We start from the raw sequence: 18,260 nt of genomic DNA, 5'->3' as shown, positions 1-18,260 counted from the left end.
GCTAGTCGACACTGGCACCGCGCTCGATTTGGGGCCGGGGTGCCCGCATCCGGCGGATCTGGGAAGCCCGTCCAGCGGCGTAAAGGCCTAGCTTCCAACGGCTTTCGGTGTTACTCGGGAATTTCGCGTCGACCAGCCTGCTGACCTTGCGGCCCAGGATCACACCGTCGACGCCCATGATCGCGGTGATCACCAGCATCGCGGGAGAAATGTAGAGCTGCAGCTGCGGAACCGCGAACATGACGAACATCAGGGCCAGCGTCGAGGGCATGAACATGCCGAGCACGTTGCGTCGGGAATCGACGACGTCGCGCACGTAGCGGCGTATCGGCCCCTGGTCGCGGGGCAGCAGGTATGCCTCGTCGCCGGCCATCATGTGTTCCCGGCGATCCGTCATCCGGGCCCGGCCGGCGGTGCGTTCGGCCTTACGCTCCTCGCGGCTGAGTTTGGGGCCGGCCAGGGTTTTGCGGCGTGCCCGCGCCTCGGCGGCGGTCATGGGTGCCGGGGCGACGGGGCCCTTCTTCTTCGCGTTGCGTCGGGCTTGTTCGCGCTTGGGTGTGGGCCGGCCCTTGGGGTCGGTCCTTCGGGTCGCGCGAGTCTCTGCATCCGAGGCGGCATCGGACGCAGCCGGTGCCACCAGGTCCCCTTCCAGGAACTCCGCTTGGGTTTTCTTACGGCCCAACAACTTCACAACCGCCAGGTTACTTCGCGACCCGGCCAGTTCGGTGAACGACCCCGTCAGGCATCGCGATAGCTCTGCGCCCGCGCGATACTTGGACCTACCCTTAACGGTGATGAACGGCTACGGGTGATGGACGACGGCTCGATGGCCTCGGACGATGTGGCCACTGTTTCTCCGGGTCGTTTGCAGTTGCCGGCTATGCGGGTGCTGGTGGCCCCGGACTGCTACGGCGACAGTCTTTCGGCGGTAGAAGCTGCCGCCGCCATCGCGACCGGCTGGGGCCGCTCACGTCCGGGCGACCAGTTCATCGTGGCCCCGCAATCCGACGGCGGCCCGGGTTTTATCGACGTGCTGGCGAACCGGGTAGGGGAGAAGCGGCACATCGAGGTGATCGGGCCGCTGGACGAGACGGTGGACGCCCAGTGGGTGTGGGATCCGGACTCGGCGACCGCCTACCTGGAATGCGCGCAGGCCTGCGGCCTGGGACGGCTTGGCCGTCCCGCCGACCCGGAGACCTCGCTGACGGCGCACAGCAGGGGAGTCGGACAGCTCATCGCGGAAGCGCTGCGGGCCGGGTCGAAGCGGATCGTGGTGGGCCTGGGCGGCAGCGCGTGCACCGACGGCGGGCAGGGCATGATCGCGGAGCTCGGCGGCCTGGAAGTCGCTCGGCGGCAACTGGCCAATATCGAGCTCATCGCCGCCTCTGACACCGAATATCCCCTGGTGGGCCCTTGGGGTGCGGCCAGGGTGTTCGGGCCGCAGAAGGGCGCGGACACGGCCACCGTCGCGGCGCTTGAAGTCCGCCTCGAGGCGTGGGCGTTGCAACTTGAAGCGGTGGCAGGCCGCGACGTGAGCTCCGAGCCCGGGGCCGCCGCCGCCGGTGGGATCGGCGCGGGGCTGCTGGCGCTGGGCGGCCGCTGCGAGTCAGGCGCGGCGATCATCGCCGAGCACACCCATTTGGACGACGACCTCGAGACGGCAGACATGATCGTCACCGGCGAAGGCACGTTCGACGAGCAGTCCCTGCACGGGAAGGTGGTCGGTTCGCTCGCCGCGGCGGCCGGTCCGCTGGGAATTCCGGTGATTGTGCTGGCCGGGCAGGTCGGCCTGGAGAAAACCGCGGTGCGAACGGCGGGCATCATGTCCGCTCTGTCCATGGCCGAATACGCCGGCTCGGTGGGATTGGCGCTGGCCGACGCGGCAAATCAGCTGATGGGATTAGCGTCACAGGTGGCGGCGAGACTCGGGAATAGCGGTCCTGCGAGGTACCGTTGAGGCATTGGGTCCGACCCGAGTGGTTCGGGTGCCCGGGCACCTACCCAACAACAGGCATGTAGGAGACGTAATGACGGTGCAAAACGAGTCGACCGCCAAGACCCACGGCGCCATCCTCACCGAGGCCGCCGCGATCAAGGCGAAGTCCCTGCTCGACCAGGAGGGCCGCGACGACCTGGCGCTGCGTATCGCGGTCCAGCCCGGCGGGTGCGCGGGGCTCCGGTACAACCTGTTCTTCGACGACCGGACGTTGGACGGTGACCTGGTCGCCGACTTCGGCGGCGTGAAGCTGACGGTGGACAGGATGAGCGCGCCCTACATCGAAGGCGCGTCGATCGACTTCGTGGACACCATCGAGAAGCAGGGCTTCACGATCGACAACCCCAACGCCACCGGTTCTTGCGCTTGCGGGGATTCCTTCAACTGACCCTCAGCGGGTAGCACCCGGGGCTAGTACGAGCCCCCGGTACGCAGCACGTACGAGCACACCAAGATGTCGCCGCGCTGGAACAGCAGCTGCGCGACGCCCTGGACCTGCCCGCGCAGCGCGCCGCCGGTGGCCGGCGACACCTGCATCGTGAACAGCGCCTGAGCCTGGTAAGGCGACAAGTACACGATCTTGTCGATCGAAGTGAGCTGGACCTGCGAGAACTGCTTACGGAACGCGTCGCTGCTCAACTTGGCCAGCGCCAGGTCCGACCGCTTGTCACGCACGCCGTCGTAGAGGCCGCAGAGCGCGTTGCGGGAGATCTCGTCGGTGTTGCGATTCTCGAGCGCGTCCAAATACCCCTGAATCGCCGTTTTCGCCGATGCCTCGGAGAACGCGGCTCCGGTATTAGCCCCGTTGGTGCGAACGCCATAGACAATCGCCGCCGTGATCGCGGCCACCAATCCGATCGCCAACAGAACCCCGATGATCACCCGCCGCGGTGACCTCCGCTTCGGATAGCCCGGCGGCGCCGTCGGCCCGGGGTATGCGCCCGGCGGGGGTTCGTGCGCTGACCTGGGCGCGAAGGCCGTGTCGCCGGCCGGGGGGTCGTGCGGGAAGTCCACCGGTTCGGTATAGGGCACGGGTCCGTCGCCGCCGACAGTGTGGTTCGGCGTGTGCGGACCGCCCATAGTGGTTCTCCTACGGTGGTAGACACCGACCACGAGCGGGTACCGCCCGCGTATTCGGTCCCGGCGACTTGAGTGAGTTCCCTAGGCAGGCTAGCGCACACCCTTTCGGCGGCCGCGGACGCCGGCGGTGTCGGCCGCACGGTCGAAACGCGTGGGTAGGCTGGACGGGCTTACCGATGAAGGGTGGACATTTCGTGACGATCGTGGTGACTGGTTCGATTGCGACCGACAACCTGATGCGTTTTCCTGGCCGGTTTTCCGAGCATCTGCTGGCCGACCATCTGCAGAAGGTTTCGCTCAGCTTCCTGGTCGACGACCTGGTGATTCATCGCGGTGGCGTCGCGGGCAACATCGCCTTCGCCATCGGCGTGCTGGGCGGTGACGTCGCGCTGGTCGGCGCGGCCGGCGACGACTTCGGCGAATACCGCGAATGGCTGGAACGCCACGGGGTCAACTGCGAGAACGTGCTGATCTCCAAGACCGCGCACACGGCCCGGTTCACCTGCACCACCGACGAGGACATGGCCCAGATCGCGTCGTTCTACCCCGGCGCGATGTCGGAGGCCCGCAACATCAAGCTCGCCGACGTGGTCTCGTCCGCGGGCAAGCCGGATCTGGTGATCATCGGGGCCAACGACCCCGACGCCATGGTGGTGCACACCGAGGAGTGCCGGAAGCTCGGACTGGACTTCGCCGCCGACCCGTCCCAGCAGCTGCCCCGCCTGTCCGGGGAAGAGATCGACAAGCTGATCGACGGCGCGGCCTACCTGTTCACCAACGATTACGAGTGGGAGCTGCTGCTCAACAAGACCGGCTGGTCAGAGGCCGACGTGCTGCAGAAGGTCGGCCTGCGGGTGACCACGCTCGGCGCCAAGGGCGTCGACATCGTCGAACACGACGGCACCACCACGCACGTCGGCGTGGTGCCAGAGACCAGCCTCACCGATCCGACCGGCGTCGGCGACGCGTTCCGCGCCGGTTTCCTCACCGGGCGCAGCGCCGGGCTGAGCCTGGAGCGGGCGGCGCAGCTGGGTTCGCTGGTGGCGGTGCTGGTGCTGGAGTCGACCGGCACGCAGGAGTGGAAGTGGGACCACGACGTCGCCAAGACGCGCCTGGCCGATGCCTACGGCGACGAGGCCGCCGCCGAGATCGCCGCGGTGCTCGCCTGACTGCTTCACGCTTGGCGGCGTCGAGTGTGAGCCCACGGCCTCGAGTGTGAAGTGAGGGCGGGAATCCCCGCAATCCTGCGCCCGGGGTTCACACTCGAAGCCCTGGTTTTGCGCTAGAGCTGCACCGGATACACCGGCTCGCCGATCTGGGGCACCACGCTGTGCTCGACGAAGATCGCGTGCCAGAGCATGAAGATCAGCACCGTCCACAGCCGACGGCTGTGATCGCTGGTGCCGTTTCGGTGTTCGTCGAGCATCCGGCGCACCGCCGCGAGGTCGACCAGGTGACCGGCCTGCGAGGCGTCCACCGTCGCGTAGGCCCACTCCAGTAGCTCGCCCGCGCGCAACCAATGCCGGATGGGCACCGGGAAGCCGAGTTTGGGCCGGTGCAGCACATGCGCCGGGACGATGGGTTCCAGCGCGCGCCGCAGCGCGTACTTGGTGGTCGTCCGGGTGATCTTCGCCTCGACGGGTAACCGGGACGCGACGGCGAACACCTCCGGATCCAGGAACGGCACCCGAAGCTCCAGCGAGTTCGCCATCGTCATCTTGTCGGCCTTGACCAGAATGTCGCCGCGCAGCCAGGTGAACAGGTCGACATGCTGCATGCGGGCCACCGGGTCCCAGCCCGCCGATCCGGCATACACCGAGGCCGTCACGTCGGTGTGCGTCCACTCGTCGCGGAACCCGGGCAGTACGTCGCGCAGCTGCACATCCGAGAAGCTGCGGGCGTTGCCGTAGTAGCGCTCCTCGAGCGTCAGCGAACCGCGATGCAGCAAGCTCTTGCCCCGCATGCCGGCGGGCAGCGGTTTGCTCATCTTTCCCACCGAACGCCGCAGCGGCCCCGGCAGGTAGTCAAAGGGCTTCAGCGACAACGGTTCTCGATAGATCGTGTATCCGCCGAACAGCTCGTCGGCGCCCTCGCCGGAGAGCACCACCTTGACGTGCTTGCGGGCCTCGCGGGCGACGAAGAACAGCGGGACCAGTGCCGGGTCGGCGACTGGCTCGTCGAGGTACCAGACGATCTCAGGCAGGGCGGCGACGAATTCGCCCGCGCTTACCACCTTGGCGATGTGGCGCGCGCCGATCGCCTCGGCCGAGGCCACCGCGACGTCGATCTCGGAGAATCCCTCACGCTCGAAACCGGTGGTGAAGGTGATCAGCCGCGGGTTGTGCCGGATGGCCAGCGCCGCGATCGCGGTGGAGTCGATGCCGCCGGACAGGAACGACCCGACGGTGACGTCGGCACGCATGTGCTTGGCCACCGAGTCCTCGAGCACCGCGGTGATCTCGTCATAGCGGGCCTGCTCGGTGTCGCGGGTGATCGGCACGGCGGCGAACCGCGGCACGAAATACCGGGTGATCTGCGGCGCCACTCCGGGCCGGATCCGCGCGTAGCAGCCCGATTCCAGTCGGCGTACCCCGCGGTGCAGCGTCTCGGGTTCCGGCACGTACTGCAGGACGGTGTAATGCTGCACTGCGCGCTCGTCGATCGTGGTGTCGAACCCCACCAGGTCGACCAGGTCCAGCAGGCACTTCTTCTCGCTAGCCACCGCGGTGCCGCCGGTGCCGGTCGCCATGAACAGCGGCTTGATGCCGAAAGGGTCACGGGCGCAGAACAATTCGCGGTTGACGGTATCCCACAGCGCGAAGGCGAACATGCCGCGCAGCCGCGTCAACACCGCAGTGCCCCAGTGGTGGTAACCGGCGACGATGGCCTCGCCGTCACCGTCGGTGGCGAAGGCGGCGCCGTGCTGGGCAGTCAGCTCGCCGCGCAGCTCGAGGTAGTTGTAGATCTCGCCGTTGAAGACCAGCACGTAGCGGTCCGGCGCCTCGGGCGGCCCCCAGCGCAGCGGCTGATGCGAGTGCGCGAGGTCGATGATGGACAACCGGTTGAAACCGAACACGACCGACCCGTCGTCGCCCGGATCGGTCCAGGTGCCCGGCTCGTCGGGCCCGCGGTGGCGCATCTGATGCGACGCGCGGGCGATGGCGCTGTCGGCTCGGGCGGCATGTGCCGCGGCGGCGGCGTGATCGTCCCCGGCTGAGCCGGGGCCGGCCGCCCGGTCGTCCAGGCCGGCCGGGTCGGCGACAAAGGCCAGCAGTCCACACACGGCGCCCCAGTATGCCGCACTTCGGCGATGCTTGGGCGGACCGCACCGGGCCGGTCGTGACGACGCGGCCGCCGGGCCGGTCGGGGTTTGGTCGCCGGGCTGAGCGGCGTGGTCTACGCTGCGTAGTATTCGACGTTCGAGCAGGGAGGCGCCAACGTGACACCCGGCGGGCAGTTCCGTTCGCAGCGTTTGTCGCAGGGCATATTTCAGCGCCGTTCGTCAGATGCACCGCGGGGCCTTTCGCGTCGTCTTCGACCGCTGGCGCTGGCCGGGACGCTGGCCGTATTGGCGGTCACCCTGAGCGGATGCAGCTGGCAAACGGTACTTGGCATGGGCTGGCCCGAGGGCATCACGCCGCAGGCCCACGTCAACCGGGAGCTGTGGATCGGCGCGGTGATCGCATCGCTGGTCGTCGGGGTCATCGTGTGGGGCCTGATCTTCTGGTCGGCGGCTTTCCACCGGAAGAAGGCAACCGACACCGAACTGCCCCGGCAGTTCGGCTACAACATGCCGCTGGAGCTGGTGCTCACCGTGACGCCGTTCCTGATCATCTCGGTGCTGTTCTACTTCACCGTCGTGGTGCAGGAGAAGATGCTGCACCTGGACAAGAACCCCGAGGTTGTGATCGACGTCACGGCCTTCCAGTGGAACTGGAAGTTCGGCTATCAGCACGTCAACTTCAAGGACGGCACGCTGACCTACGACGGTGCCGACGAGGCCCGCAAGAAGGCGATGGTCTCCAAGCCGGAGGGCAAAGACGCGCGCGGCGAGGAGCGCGTCGGGCCGGTGCGCGGGATCAACACCGAGGACCGGACTTACCTGAACTTCGACAAGGTCGAAACCCTGGGAACCCCCGAGGAAATTCCGGTGCTGGTGCTGCCCGCCGGTAAGCGCATCGAATTCCAACTGAATTCCGCCGATGTCATCCACGCTTTCTGGGTGCCGGAATTCCTCTTCAAGCGCGACGTGATGGCTTGGCCGAAGCAAAACAACTCGGTCAATGTGTTCCAGGTGTCAGAGATCACCAAGACCGGGGCATTTGTCGGCCACTGCGCGGAGATGTGCGGCACGTATCACTCGATGATGAACTTCGAGGTTCGCGTGGTTGAGCCCAACGACTTCAAGGCCTACTTGCAGCAACGGATTGACGGAAAGACGAACGCCCAAGCGTTGCAGGCGATCGCCCAGTCCCCGGTGGCGGTGACCACCCATCCGTTCGACACCCGCCGCGGCCAGCTGGCGCAACCGGTAGGTTAGGACACGCAATGCATATCGAAGCGAGGCTGTTCGAATTCATCGCAGCGTTCTTCGTCGTCACCGCGGTGCTCTACGGGGTGCTGACGGCGTTGTTCGCTACCGGTGGTGAAGAGTGGGCGGGCACCACGGCGTTGGCGCTGACCGGCGGTTTGGCGTTGATCACGGCCACCTTCTTCCGGTTCGTGGCGCGTCGCCTCGATACTCGGCCCGAGGACTACGAGGGCGCTGAAATCAGCGACGGTGCAGGCGAATTGGGATTCTTCGCCCCGCACAGCTGGTGGCCGCTGCTGGTCGCGTTGTCGGGTTCGGTGGCCGCGGTCGGTATCGCGCTGTGGCTGCCATGGTTGATCTTCGCCGGCGTCGTGTTCATCCTTGCTTCGGCCGCCGGATTGGTCTTTGAGTACTACGTGGGCCCGGAGAAGCACTGATTTGCGTCTCAAAGGTAACAATCCGGGCATCAGTTGAGCCGTCGCCCGTTTGCCAAGACTTCTTTGCGCTACTCGGTTCGGTAGGGTTTGCGCAGGCACATGAGAATCTCCCCAGCACGAGCGACACGAGGTACCCCTGAAGCCCCGTGCGTAGGTGAGGCAGTTGGACAGGGCAGGCAGACATGAGCGGGCCGAAACCCCCGGGATCCGATCCTGACGAATCCGATTCCGCCAGTGAGCTCGGCCACGAACCGAATTCGAGCAGCGAGCCCGGCGATGAATTGGAAACGGTCGACGAGCACGACGGCGAATCACATTCCCATCACGAACTCGAACCCTTCGACGACAGCGGCGCAATAGCGGCGGCCGACCACACCGGCGAGACGGACGCTTATTCGCGCGCCTACTCCGCACCCGAGTCCGAGCATTTCCTCAGCGGCCCGTATGTGCCGGCCGATCTGGGGCTCTACGACTACGAGAACTACGAGACACCCGAGGACGACGACGATGACGACGGCACCCCACGCTGGCCGTGGGTGGTCGGCGTCGCGGCCATCGTGGCCGCGATCGCGCTCGTGGTTTCGGTGTCACTGCTGTTCGCGCGCACCGACACCAACAAACTCGCCAACCCGGGCACCAGCACGTCGTCCACGCCGCCGGTGCAGGACGAAATCACCACGACCAAGCCGCCGCCCACGACCGAACCGCCGCCACCGCCGCCCCCGACAGCTACGGAGACTCAGACTGTGACGGTGACGCCGCCGCCCCCGCCTCCACCGGCGCCACCCGCGCCGCCGCCCGCGCCACCGCCGGCCACCACGTCGGCGACCGCGGCCCCGCCCGCGCCGCCGCCGACGACGACCCCGGCCGGCCCACGGCAGGTCACCTATTCGGTGACCGGGACCAAAGCGCCGGGCGACATCATCTCGGTGACCTACGTCGACGCCTCCGGCCGGTCGCGTACGCAGCACAACGTGTACATCCCGTGGTCGATGACGGTCACACCGATCTCGCAGTCCGACGTCGGCTCCGTCCAGGCGTCCAGCCTTTTCCGGGTCAGCAGGCTCAATTGCTCGATCACCACCAGCGATGGAACGGTGCTGTCGTCGAACAACGCCGATCAACCGCAGACGAGCTGCTGATGGTCAGCAGATACTCCGCGTACCGGCGCGGGTCCGATACCGTGCCGCCGGACGTCATCGATCGGCTCCTGCTGGGCGTGTGCGCCGCGATCTGGCTGCTGTTGCTGGGCGTCAGCGTGGCTGCTGCCGTCGCGCTGGCCGATCTGGGCCGGGGCTTCCACAGCGCGGCCCGGAATACGCACAGCACGCCGTGGGTGTTGTACGCGGTCATCATCGTGTCCGCGTTGATCATCGCCGGGGCCGTCCCGGTGCTGCTGCGGGCACGCCGAATGACCAAGGCCGAGCCGCCGGTGGTTCGGTCGACGGCTCTGCAGGGACGCCCGCAGACCAGACGGCCCGCAACGCGCACCGTCGTCGACCGGGTGCGCCCGCAGCGAGGCCAGGCGGCCGGCTCGGCAGGGGACTGGTCCGGCGAGGCCGTGGACCGAATCTGGTTGCGCGGCACCGTCGTCTTGACCGGCGCGATGGGCATCGCGCTGATTGCCGTTGCCGCGGCGACCTATTCGATGGCCGTCGGGCACGACGGTCCGTCGTGGGTCGGTTACGGGCTGGCCGGGGTCTTCACCGCGGCGATGCCGGGCCTCGAGTGGTTTTTCGTTCGGCAGCTACACCGCGAGGTCGCCGCGAACTAGTCGATCGCGCTCGGCAGTATCAAGATGCTTTGGCGTACCTGCGGACCAACTCGTCCTCTTGGAACGTGCTGGTGTGCTGCAGGCCCCCGTCGTCACGGCAGAAGAATGTCCACTGCCCTGGACTTTTCTGGGGTGTGCCGATCATCTTGACGGTGTAACGCCGACCGGTGGGGAGCATCGTGCCGATGACGTCACCGACCCGAATCTGCGAGGGGGGAATCTCGGGTGCGTCGCCCCAGTTTTGTATCGCCATAAAAAATCACCCTCGCTTCTGTTGTCTCTACACTACGTGCAATTGCTGCGATCCGTGTCGGTCATCGATAGGTCAGGTCGGTAATCACCGACCCATGGCGTAGCGTCAAGCGTGAGTTGCTTTCGTTGTCAGCGGTCGTGCACGCAGCAGATGACATCTACTCCGCCGCCCTGCAGCCGTGAGGGCGGTGCCGACGGCGAAGGGAAGCCCGTGAACTGTGCAGCCCTGCCCATCGCGCGCCAGCGACATCTGCGATGACCCGTCCGTTGGGCGGTCGAGGCCGAACCAATCCCATCCGGCTATCGGTTGCTCGTGAGCTTGGCCGCGTCATCGACGGCGCGTGGTGGCCACGCGTAGACCGCATGACCAAGGAATTGCCTGATCTGGTCGCAATCCTGACTCCCATGCTGGGGAACATCACGTCCATCAACGTGAATTGGGAACCGCTACAACGACCACCCGACTTCAACTGGCCGGGGTGGGAACACAAACGCCAGCACGTGATGACCATCAGCGGCGGAGACAGTCAGATCAACCTGCTCATCATCCCGTACGCGACGTACAGCGCGCTCGCCCTGATGGTGCTGCGGTGCGCCGCCAACCTGCCTGTTGGTGACGCCGACCGCGAGAAGCCCGCTTTTGTGACCGCGGGCTCGATCCTGCGGGCCGCCGAACAGCAACGCGCGGCCGTCTAACCCTGGCCACGCCGACGGCTCGGGCCGCCGGCTAGGCGGTCCGAGAGCTAGTGCTCGCCGTTCGTGGATCCGTTGGTGCTGTCTTGGCGCTCGCGCAGCGCGGTCAGCGCGCGTTGCTCAGCGGCGTGGGCCGCCTCGCGCAGCGCCGTGTCTTCGGACACCGGGTCGGCGAACAGGAAACTGCCGGTACCCGGCGTACCGGCCGAGCCCAGCTTGTTCATCTTGTTGGGCACCGGCGCCCCCTGGTACTCCAGCGGTAGCGGGTGGCCGTGGTCGTCGACCGGGCCCAGCGGCTGGTGCAGCTCGATGTACGCGCCGTGCGGCAACCGCTTGATGATGCCGGTCTCGACGCCGTGCTCGAGCAGCGCGCGGTCGCTGCGCTGCAGACCAATGCACCACCGGTAGGTGATGAAGAAGACGAACGGCGGCAGGATGACCATGCCGATGCGCCCGATCCACGTCGTCGCGTTCAGCGAGATGTGGAACGTGAAGGCGATGATGTCGTTCATCGCGGCGAGCGTCAGCAGCATGTAGAACGCGATCGCCATCGCGCCGATCGAGGTGCGGACCGGGACATCCCGCGGGCGCTGCAGCAGGTTGTGGTGCGCATAGTCGCCGCTGAACCGCTTCTCCAGGAACGGGTAGATGATCAGCAGGATGAAGATCCCACCCATGATCAGCGCCACCCAGACCGGGGCGGGAATGGTGTGGTGCCAGAAGTAGAACTCCCACGGCGGCCAGATACGCGCCAGGCCTTCCGTCCACATCATGTAGAAGTCGGGCTGCGATCCGGCCGACACCTGAGATGGCTTGTAGGGGCCCAGGTTCCAGATCGGGTTGATCTGTAGCAGGCCGCCCATCAGGCCGAGCACGCCAACGATGGCGGCGAAGAAGGCGCCGGACTTGACCGCGAACACCGGCATCACGCGCACGCCGACGACGTTGTGCTCGGTGCGTCCCGGGCCGGGGAACTGGGTGTGCTTCTGGAACCACACCATGGCCAGGTGCAGGCCAATCAGCGCCAGGATGATGCCCGGAATCAGCAGGATGTGTAGGGCGTACATCCGGGGAATCAGGATGGTGCCGGGGAAGTCACCGCCGAATAGCGCCCAGTGCAGCCAGGTTCCCATCACCGGCATGCCCAGCGTGATCGACGACAGCGCGGCCCGCAGACCGATACCGGACAGCAGGTCGTCGGGCAGCGAGTAACCGAAGTAGCCCTCGAACATGGACAGGATCAGCAGCAGCGAGCCGATGACCCAGTTCGCCTCGCGCGGGCGCCGGAACGCGCCGGTGAAGAAGATGCGCGCCAGGTGCACCATGATCGACGCGGAGAACATCAACGCCGCCCAGTGGTGGACCTGCCGGACGAACAGGCCGCCGCGGATCTCGAAGGAGATGTCGAGCGCCGATTGGTAGGCCCGCGACATCTCGACGCCGCGCAGCGGCTGGTAGACGCCGTTGTAGGTGACGTCGACCATCGACGGGTCGAAGAACAGCGTCAGCCACACGCCGGTGAGCAGCAGCACGATGAAGCTGTACATCGCGATCTCACCGAGCAGGAACGACCAGTGCGTGGGGAAGACCTTGTTGAGCTGTCTGCGCACCGCCGCCGACGGGTGGTAGCGCGTGTCGACCATCTCGCCCTGATGGGCCAGCACATCACCGATCTTCGGGGGACTCAGTTTCGGACTCATGTTGTCGTCCTCTCCCAGAACGCAGGACCGACGGGCTCGATGAAGTCACCGTTGGCAACCAGATACCCGTTTGAGTCAATGGTGATCGGCAGTTGCGCCAACGCACGGGCGGCCGGGCCGAAGATCGGCTTGGCGAAATGCAATGCGTCGAACTGCGACTGGTGGCAGGGGCACAGGATTCGGTAGGACTGCTGCTCGTACAGCGATGACGGGCAGCCCAGGTGCGAGCAGACCTTGGTGTAGGCGAAGAACTCGCCGAAGTTGAAGCTTTCCTGGCCTTGCCGTTTGACCATCCGCGGCATGTCGGTGGGGCGGATACGGATGAGCATCACGGGATTACGGACACCCATCTTGATGGTGACCAGCTTCTCGTGCGACTCCACAGTGGTGCCGTCGCCGTCGGACTCCCGCCACGGGAACACGGTCTCCATGCCGCCGGCGTCCATGTCCTCGGGGCGCATCTTGACGAACGGCGCCCCGTTGGTTGCCCCGGTGGACCGCGCCAGATAGATCGTCTCGCCGTGGTAGCGCGGGGTCCAACCCGACGTCCACAGCTCCGCTTTCATGCCGTCGGCGGTGGGCACGACCGGCTTCCACGGGTTCTTGATCAGGCCGCCGGCAAACGCCACCAAGGTGCCGAGACCGAACGCGCCCATACCCAGACCGAACGATGCTCCGATCAGCTTCCGGCGTCCGATCGTCGACGTCTCGTAGGCGTCGGTCAGGTTGGCCACGACCGTCTTGCGGTCGAGGTCGCGGGACGCGCCGTCGTGGCGGTCCTGAATCGAAATCTCTTCCGGGATAAACCGTTTCTGATACAGGATCGCGCCGATAGCGATCGACAGGACGGACATCCCGAAGGTCAGGCCGTACAGCGGGGTGGTCAGCGAATAGAGGAAGTTTCCTGCCTCTTCGTTCGACTTGTACTCCCACGGCCAGAACAGGAAAATCAGCAGCAGCGCCAGCCCGAAACCGCCGCCCAGCAAAAGCCATAGGGCAACGCCGCGTTCGGCGCGCTTCTCGGCCTTGGTGCCCTCGATCGGCCAGCGAGGCTCCTTGAAGACGGTCTCGACGCCGTCGATCTTGCCGCCCAGGTCGAGCAGTTCTTTGTTGGACATCGCGGCCAGTGCGGCCTGGTCCGGCTCTGGGCCTTTACCGGCTTCGCTCATGCTCGCGCCCCAATCCACAGTGCCAGCGCAATGGCGGCCACCATCCCGATGATCCATGCCGCCATACCCTCGGGCGCGGGTCCGAAGCCGCCGAGGCCATAGCCACCCTGAGAACGCTCCTCGGTGACGCCCTTGACGTAGCCGATGATGTCCTTCTTGGCTTCGAAGGACAGCTGCCGGTCGGAGAACTTCGGCATGTTCTGCGGGCCGGTCATCATCGCGGCGAGGATCTGCTGCTCGTTGGCCTCGCCCAGGTCAGGCGCGAACTTGCCGGACGAGAGCGCTCCGCCCTTACCGGTGAAGTTGTGGCACGAGGCGCAGTTCAGCCGGAACAGGTCGCCGCCGCGGCCGAGGTCGTTGCCGCGCAGCGACTGCATCGCGATGCTGCCGTCGGGGTTGCGCACGACGGCGGGGCCACCTCCATTGGCCTGAACGTATGCGCCCAGCGCGTCGATCTGGCCCTCGTCGAAGATCGGCTGCTTACGCGGCGCCTGCGCTTCGCCGCGCATGGCCGGCATCCGGCCGCTTGACACCTGGAAGTAGACGGCCGCCTCGCCGACGCCGATCAGGCTGGGCCCGTGGTCGGGCACACCCTGCAGGTTGGCGCCGTGGCAGGACACGCAGGAGGTGTCGAACAGCTGCTTGCCGGTGCGCAGCAGCGCCGAGGACGACTCGTCGGCGACGGCCACCTGGGGAGTGGGGGTCAGCACGGCGGCCAGGCCGCCGGAGATGGTCAGCGCGATCATCAGCAGCAGGCCGCCCGACAGGCGGCGGCGAAGGCGCCGCCGCGACCGGCTGCTCTGCTCTTTGCGGGGCTGACTCTGCGGCCTGCGGCCGCGGGATCGGGTGAATCCCAGTTTCTTCAACCGAGCACTCCTGTTCGTCTAGCGCCGGCTCAACGGATGAAATAGATCACGGTGAACAGCGCGATCCACACGATGTCGACGAAATGCCAGTAGTAGGAGACGACGATGCTGGCCGTCGCCTGCGCAGGCGTGAACTTGCTCATCCCGGTGCGCGCCAGCAGGAATATGAAGGCGATCAGTCCGCCGGTGACGTGTAGGCCGTGGAAACCGGTGGCCAGATAGAACACGCTGCCGTAGGCGCTGCCGTGGATGGTCGTCCCGTGGGTGGCGAGGTGGAAGTACTCGTAGGCCTGCCCGAGGACGAAGAACAGTCCCATCAGGAAGGTGATCACGTACCAGCGGCGCAGGCCGAAGACGTCGCCGCGCTCGGCGGCGAACACGCCCATCTGGCAGGTGAACGACGACGCGATCAACACCAATGTCACCGGCACGGCTTGGTACAGATTCAGCTCGGTGGGCGGCGGCGGCCAGTTCCCGCCCGCCTGCGCCCGCGCGGTGAAATAGAACGCGAACAGGCCAGCAAAGAACATCAGCTCGCTGGACAGCCACACTATGGTGCCGACACTGACCATGTTGGGCCGATTCAGCGAATGAACTCGCGACGTGATCGCAGTCCCCGAGGTCCCTACAGCACTCGTCACATCCGCAAGTATGACGCTTTGTAGTTGTTGAACACTACCCGGGGCGGAAATTCGCCTCCGCGCGTCGTTTTCGGAGACTTACCCCGGGCTTTGCCGACGCCTTTCCGAAGGCCCGGAATCCAAGGTTGGGCCGCGGTTGGTCCTCGTGGGACCATCGGCGCGTGGCTCTGTCATCTGAGGCTCCTTCGCCCCGGGCGTTTTCCGCGATGTCCCCGGGCGCAAAAGGCGGGGCTACGCCGACGTGGCCGCGGCTGTTGGGCCGTTTGACCGACGGGCAGAACCTGACGCGGGGGCAGGCCGCGTGGGCGATGGACCAGATCATGACCGGCAACGCGCGCCCGGCCCAGATCGCCGCGTTCGCGGTCGCGATGAAGATGAAGGTGCCCACCGCGGCCGAGGTCAGTGAGCTCGCCGAGGTGATGCTGAGCCACGCGCTCCCGATCCCCGGCGACGCGATCGGCGACGACGCCGTCGACATCGTCGGTACCGGCGGCGACGGCGTCAACACCGTCAACCTGTCCACAATGGCCGCGATCGTGGTCGCCGCCGCGGGGGTGCCCGTGGTCAAACACGGCAACCGCGCCGCTTCCTCGCTGTCCGGCGGCGCCGACACGCTCGAAGCCCTCGGGGTGCGCATCGACCTGGGCCCCGACCAGGTCGCGCGCAGTCTCGCCGAAGTCGGGATCGGGTTCTGCTTCGCGCCGGTGTTCCATCCGTCCTACCGGCACGCGTCCGCGGTACGCCGCGAGATCGGGATACCGACGGTCTTCAATCTGCTTGGGCCGCTTACCAACCCGGCTCGACCGCGGGCCGGGTTGATCGGCTGCGCATTCGCCAACCTCGCCGAGGTGATGGCCGGCGTGTTCGCCGCGCGGCGGGCCAGCGTGCTCGTCGTGCACGGCGACGACGGCCTGGACGAATTGACCACGACCACCACGAGCACGATCTGGCGGGTGCAGGCGGGCACGGTCGACAAGCTGACTTTCGATCCTGCGGGATTCGGGTTCGCCCGCGCCGAGCTCGACGAGCTGGTGGGCGGTGACGCGCAGGCCAACGCCGAGGAGGCGCGAGCCGTGCTGGGCGGTGCCAAGGGCGCGGTCCGCGACGCCGTCGTGCTCAACGCGGCCGGAGCGATCGTCGCGCATGCGGGCCTATCCAGTCGCGCTGAATGGTTGCCGGCGTGGGAGGACGGGCTGGCGCGCGCCGGCGCGGCCATCGACTCCGGGGCCGCCGAACAGCTGCTCGCGCGTTGGGTGCGGTTCGGCCAGCAGGTCTGAGTCGGGGCCGTGCGCCGGATCCTGTGTGCAGGCCAGCCGCGCCGAGCGCGCCGCGGTGGCCCACCCCGCCCAGGCGCCGGCGGATCGCAGCGGTGAAGCCCAGCCGACGTCGTCGGCGACCCGCACGATGCGCACTCCCGGGGCCAGCAGCCAACGCGCGATCAGGGCGGTCTCTTCGACCAGCGCACCGCCCAACGGGGCATCGGCCGTCAGAATAGCTTGTGCGCCAGCGTGAATCGCGTCGATGACCGGCATCGGCGGCACCCCACGCCTGGCGTTGCCGGCTGCGGCCAGCTGGCCATAGCGGATGACGGCGAGGTGATAGCCCCCACCGCCGTCAGGAGCGGCGGCGATCAGCTCGGGCAGGGCTGCCAGCGCCCGCAGCCGCTGGCCGCGCCACAGCATCTCGACGGCGGTGGCGGTGCGGTCGCGCAGCCGCGCCGCACTCTCGTAGTGGCGATGCTCGGCCAGCGCCGTGACCTGACCAACGGCCGCGTCCAGCGCGCTGTCGTCCGCGCCGTCGATCAGGGCCGCGGCCCGCTGTGTCGCCGCCGCGTACTGCACCGCGGTCACGTCGCGGGCGGCGGGACAGGGCGACACTTCGACCTCGGGGCAGGCCGGTCCGTGCCGGGCCGAACGGCCGAGTCGCGTTGTGCACGTTCGGATTCCGGTGAAACGTGCCAGCAGCCTCGCGGTGTCGGCGGCGTCGGTGCGCGACCGAAACGGCCCGATGGCACGGTCGTGTCGCGGGGCCCGCACCACCGACAGCCGGGGGAATGCCTCGTCGCTCAGCGCCACCCACCACCAGCGCTGCGGGAACCTCGACCGGCGGTTGTACGGCGGGGCGTGCGCGGCCAGCATCCGCAGCTCGCGCACCCCGGCCTCCAGCGCGTGGGCGCACTCGACGTGGTCGACCGCGCCGGCCAGCGTGACCATCTCCTTCATCCGGCCGCGGGGGTCGGCGCCGGTGAAGTACTGGCTCACCCGGCGGCGCAGGTCGACGGCGGTGCCGACGTAGAGCACCTCGCCCGAGGGCCCGCGGAACAGGTAGACCCCTGGCCGGTGCGGCAGCCCGTCAGCGAGCACGCGCTTGCGCCGCTGGGTCGGTGTCACGTCGGGCAGATACGAACGAAGTTCGGTATAGGTGTGCACGCCCTGATTGCCGACCCGCTCGATAAGCGCATGCAGCACTTCGACGGTGGCGCGGGCGTCGTCGAGGGCGCGGTGGGTGGGTTGGGCGGCGACGGCGAACAGCCGCGCCAGGGCCGCCAGCCGCACGCTGGGGGCTTCCTCGCGGCTCAGCACGCGACGCGCCAGACGGACCGTGCACAGCACTTGTGGCCGGGGCCAACGAATTTCGCAGTGCTGCGCGGCGGCCCGCAGAAACCCGATGTCGAACCCCGCGTTGTGGGCGACGAGCACCGCGTCGCCGGCGAATTCCAGAAACATCGGCAGCACCGCGTCGATGGTCGGGGCGTCACACACCATGGCCGTGGTGATGCCGGTCAGCGAAACGATCTGGGGCGGGATGCTGCGCTGCGGGTCCACCAGGGTGCCGAATTCGCCGACCACGACGCCGCCGCGGACCTTGACCGCCCCGATCTCGGTGATCGCGTCGGCACGTGCCCCGTCGCTGCCGCGGGCGCGTCCGCCGGTCGTCTCCAGGTCCACCACGACGAAGGTGATCTCGCGCAACAGGGTTTCTTCGAGTGGCGTCCAGCTCGATTCCGTGCTGGATCCCAGGTCGGCGAAACTCAGTTGAGTCCCACCAGTCACACCCATGGGCGTGACGTTAAGCATCGGGACCGACACCGGCGACGTTCCCACGCCGGTCGCGCTCGCCA

General features: G+C 67.3%; 17 protein-coding genes and 1 pseudogene. 9 read left to right on the top strand and 9 right to left on the bottom strand.

Annotated elements, in window-relative coordinates; all coding sequences use genetic code 11:
* Window position 1: 1 nt before the first annotated feature.
* Complete coding sequence (locus tag ACZY0B_RS22185; protein ID WP_463766400.1) at window positions 2-640, bottom strand: DUF3043 domain-containing protein; 639 nt, start codon at window positions 638-640, stop codon at window positions 2-4.
* Between the two features lie 240 nt (window positions 641-880).
* Here ACZY0B_RS22185 and ACZY0B_RS22180 point away from each other — a divergent pair, with 240 nt between their 5' ends.
* Together ACZY0B_RS22180 and ACZY0B_RS22175 are read left to right on the top strand one after the other, a co-directional pair.
* Window positions 881-1,957, top strand: a complete 1,077-nt coding sequence (locus tag ACZY0B_RS22180) for a glycerate kinase family protein (protein WP_463766399.1) — start codon at window positions 881-883, stop codon at window positions 1,955-1,957.
* A 70-nt stretch (window positions 1,958-2,027) separates the two neighbouring features.
* Window positions 2,028-2,384, top strand: coding sequence for an iron-sulfur cluster assembly accessory protein (locus ACZY0B_RS22175; protein WP_463766379.1), 357 nt, complete (start codon window positions 2,028-2,030; stop codon window positions 2,382-2,384).
* Window positions 2,385-2,407: 23 nt separating this feature from the next.
* Here ACZY0B_RS22175 and ACZY0B_RS22170 read toward each other — a convergent pair whose 3' ends face one another.
* Window positions 2,408-3,076 carry an Rv0361 family membrane protein gene (locus ACZY0B_RS22170; RefSeq protein WP_463766378.1) on the bottom strand — a complete coding sequence of 223 codons (669 nt, stop codon included), beginning with the start codon at window positions 3,074-3,076 and terminating at the stop codon, window positions 2,408-2,410.
* A gap of 194 nt (window positions 3,077-3,270) precedes the next feature.
* On the opposite strand from ACZY0B_RS22170, the gene ACZY0B_RS22165 reads away from it, so the two are divergent.
* Complete coding sequence (locus tag ACZY0B_RS22165; protein WP_463766377.1) at window positions 3,271-4,245, top strand: carbohydrate kinase family protein; 975 nt, start codon at window positions 3,271-3,273, stop codon at window positions 4,243-4,245.
* A gap of 113 nt (window positions 4,246-4,358) precedes the next feature.
* On the opposite strand, the gene asnB is transcribed toward ACZY0B_RS22165, so the two are convergent.
* Entirely contained in the window at window positions 4,359-6,359 is a 2,001-nt protein-coding gene (asnB, locus tag ACZY0B_RS22160) for an asparagine synthase (glutamine-hydrolyzing) (RefSeq protein ID WP_463766376.1), read from the bottom strand.
* Between the two features lie 156 nt (window positions 6,360-6,515).
* On the opposite strand from asnB, the gene ctaC reads away from it, so the two are divergent.
* From ctaC to ACZY0B_RS22140, 4 genes are all read left to right on the top strand, one after another.
* Window positions 6,516-7,616 (top strand): aa3-type cytochrome oxidase subunit II, encoded by a 1,101-nt coding sequence (gene ctaC, locus ACZY0B_RS22155; protein WP_463766375.1) that lies wholly within the window; start codon window positions 6,516-6,518, stop codon window positions 7,614-7,616.
* A gap of 8 nt (window positions 7,617-7,624) precedes the next feature.
* A complete protein-coding gene (locus tag ACZY0B_RS22150) occupies window positions 7,625-8,044 on the top strand; it encodes a cytochrome c oxidase subunit 4 (protein WP_463766374.1) in 420 nt (139 codons plus the stop codon).
* Window positions 8,045-8,226: 182 nt separating this feature from the next.
* On the top strand, window positions 8,227-9,186 hold the full coding sequence (locus ACZY0B_RS22145; protein WP_463766373.1) for an MmpS family transport accessory protein: 960 nt from the start codon (window positions 8,227-8,229) through the stop codon (window positions 9,184-9,186).
* Window positions 9,186-9,818, top strand: a complete 633-nt coding sequence (locus tag ACZY0B_RS22140) for a DUF2561 family protein (RefSeq protein WP_463766372.1) — start codon at window positions 9,186-9,188, stop codon at window positions 9,816-9,818. Before ACZY0B_RS22145 ends, ACZY0B_RS22140 begins: the two co-directional genes overlap by 1 nt.
* 19 nt (window positions 9,819-9,837) lie before the next feature.
* Here the strand turns inward: ACZY0B_RS22140 and ACZY0B_RS22135 are convergent, their stop codons facing one another.
* A complete protein-coding gene (locus ACZY0B_RS22135; RefSeq protein WP_463766371.1) occupies window positions 9,838-10,071 on the bottom strand; it encodes a hypothetical protein in 234 nt (77 codons plus the stop codon).
* Between the two features lie 254 nt (window positions 10,072-10,325).
* Here ACZY0B_RS22135 and ACZY0B_RS22130 point away from each other — a divergent pair, with 254 nt between their 5' ends.
* Window positions 10,326-10,766, top strand: a complete 441-nt coding sequence (locus ACZY0B_RS22130) for a DUF5994 family protein (RefSeq protein WP_463766370.1) — start codon at window positions 10,326-10,328, stop codon at window positions 10,764-10,766.
* Window positions 10,767-10,813: 47 nt separating this feature from the next.
* Here ACZY0B_RS22130 and qcrB read toward each other — a convergent pair whose 3' ends face one another.
* The 4 genes from qcrB to ctaE are packed head-to-tail and all read right to left on the bottom strand — an operon-like array spanning window position 10,814 to window position 15,139.
* Window positions 10,814-12,463 (bottom strand): cytochrome bc1 complex cytochrome b subunit, encoded by a 1,650-nt coding sequence (gene qcrB, locus ACZY0B_RS22125; protein WP_463766369.1) that lies wholly within the window; start codon window positions 12,461-12,463, stop codon window positions 10,814-10,816.
* Window positions 12,460-13,632: a cytochrome bc1 complex Rieske iron-sulfur subunit gene (gene qcrA / locus ACZY0B_RS22120; protein ID WP_463766368.1), complete on the bottom strand. Its 1,173-nt coding sequence runs from the start codon at window positions 13,630-13,632 to the stop codon at window positions 12,460-12,462. Before qcrA ends, qcrB begins: the two co-directional genes overlap by 4 nt.
* Window positions 13,629-14,498, bottom strand: coding sequence for a cytochrome bc1 complex diheme cytochrome c subunit (qcrC, locus tag ACZY0B_RS22115; protein WP_463766367.1), 870 nt, complete (start codon window positions 14,496-14,498; stop codon window positions 13,629-13,631). Before qcrC ends, qcrA begins: the two co-directional genes overlap by 4 nt.
* A gap of 29 nt (window positions 14,499-14,527) precedes the next feature.
* Complete coding sequence (ctaE, locus tag ACZY0B_RS22110; RefSeq protein ID WP_108921396.1) at window positions 14,528-15,139, bottom strand: aa3-type cytochrome oxidase subunit III; 612 nt, start codon at window positions 15,137-15,139, stop codon at window positions 14,528-14,530.
* 161 nt (window positions 15,140-15,300) lie between these two features.
* On the opposite strand from ctaE, the gene trpD reads away from it, so the two are divergent.
* The gene (trpD, locus tag ACZY0B_RS22105; protein ID WP_463766366.1) at window positions 15,301-16,416 is read left to right on the top strand and encodes an anthranilate phosphoribosyltransferase; all 1,116 of its coding nucleotides are present in this window, start codon (window positions 15,301-15,303) and stop codon (window positions 16,414-16,416) included.
* On the opposite strand, the pseudogene ACZY0B_RS22100 reads toward trpD, so the two are convergent.
* A pseudogene (locus ACZY0B_RS22100) lies at window positions 16,354-18,198 on the bottom strand (DEDD exonuclease domain-containing protein); the annotation flags it as partial. The gene trpD and the pseudogene ACZY0B_RS22100 overlap by 63 nt on opposite strands.
* Between the last annotated feature and the right edge of the window lie 62 nt (window positions 18,199-18,260).

The sequence above is a fragment of the Mycobacterium sp. IDUB_19 genome (assembly GCF_055419445.1).
Note: the sequence above shows the minus strand (reverse complement) of the source record. Positions and strands in the feature narration are given on the sequence as shown.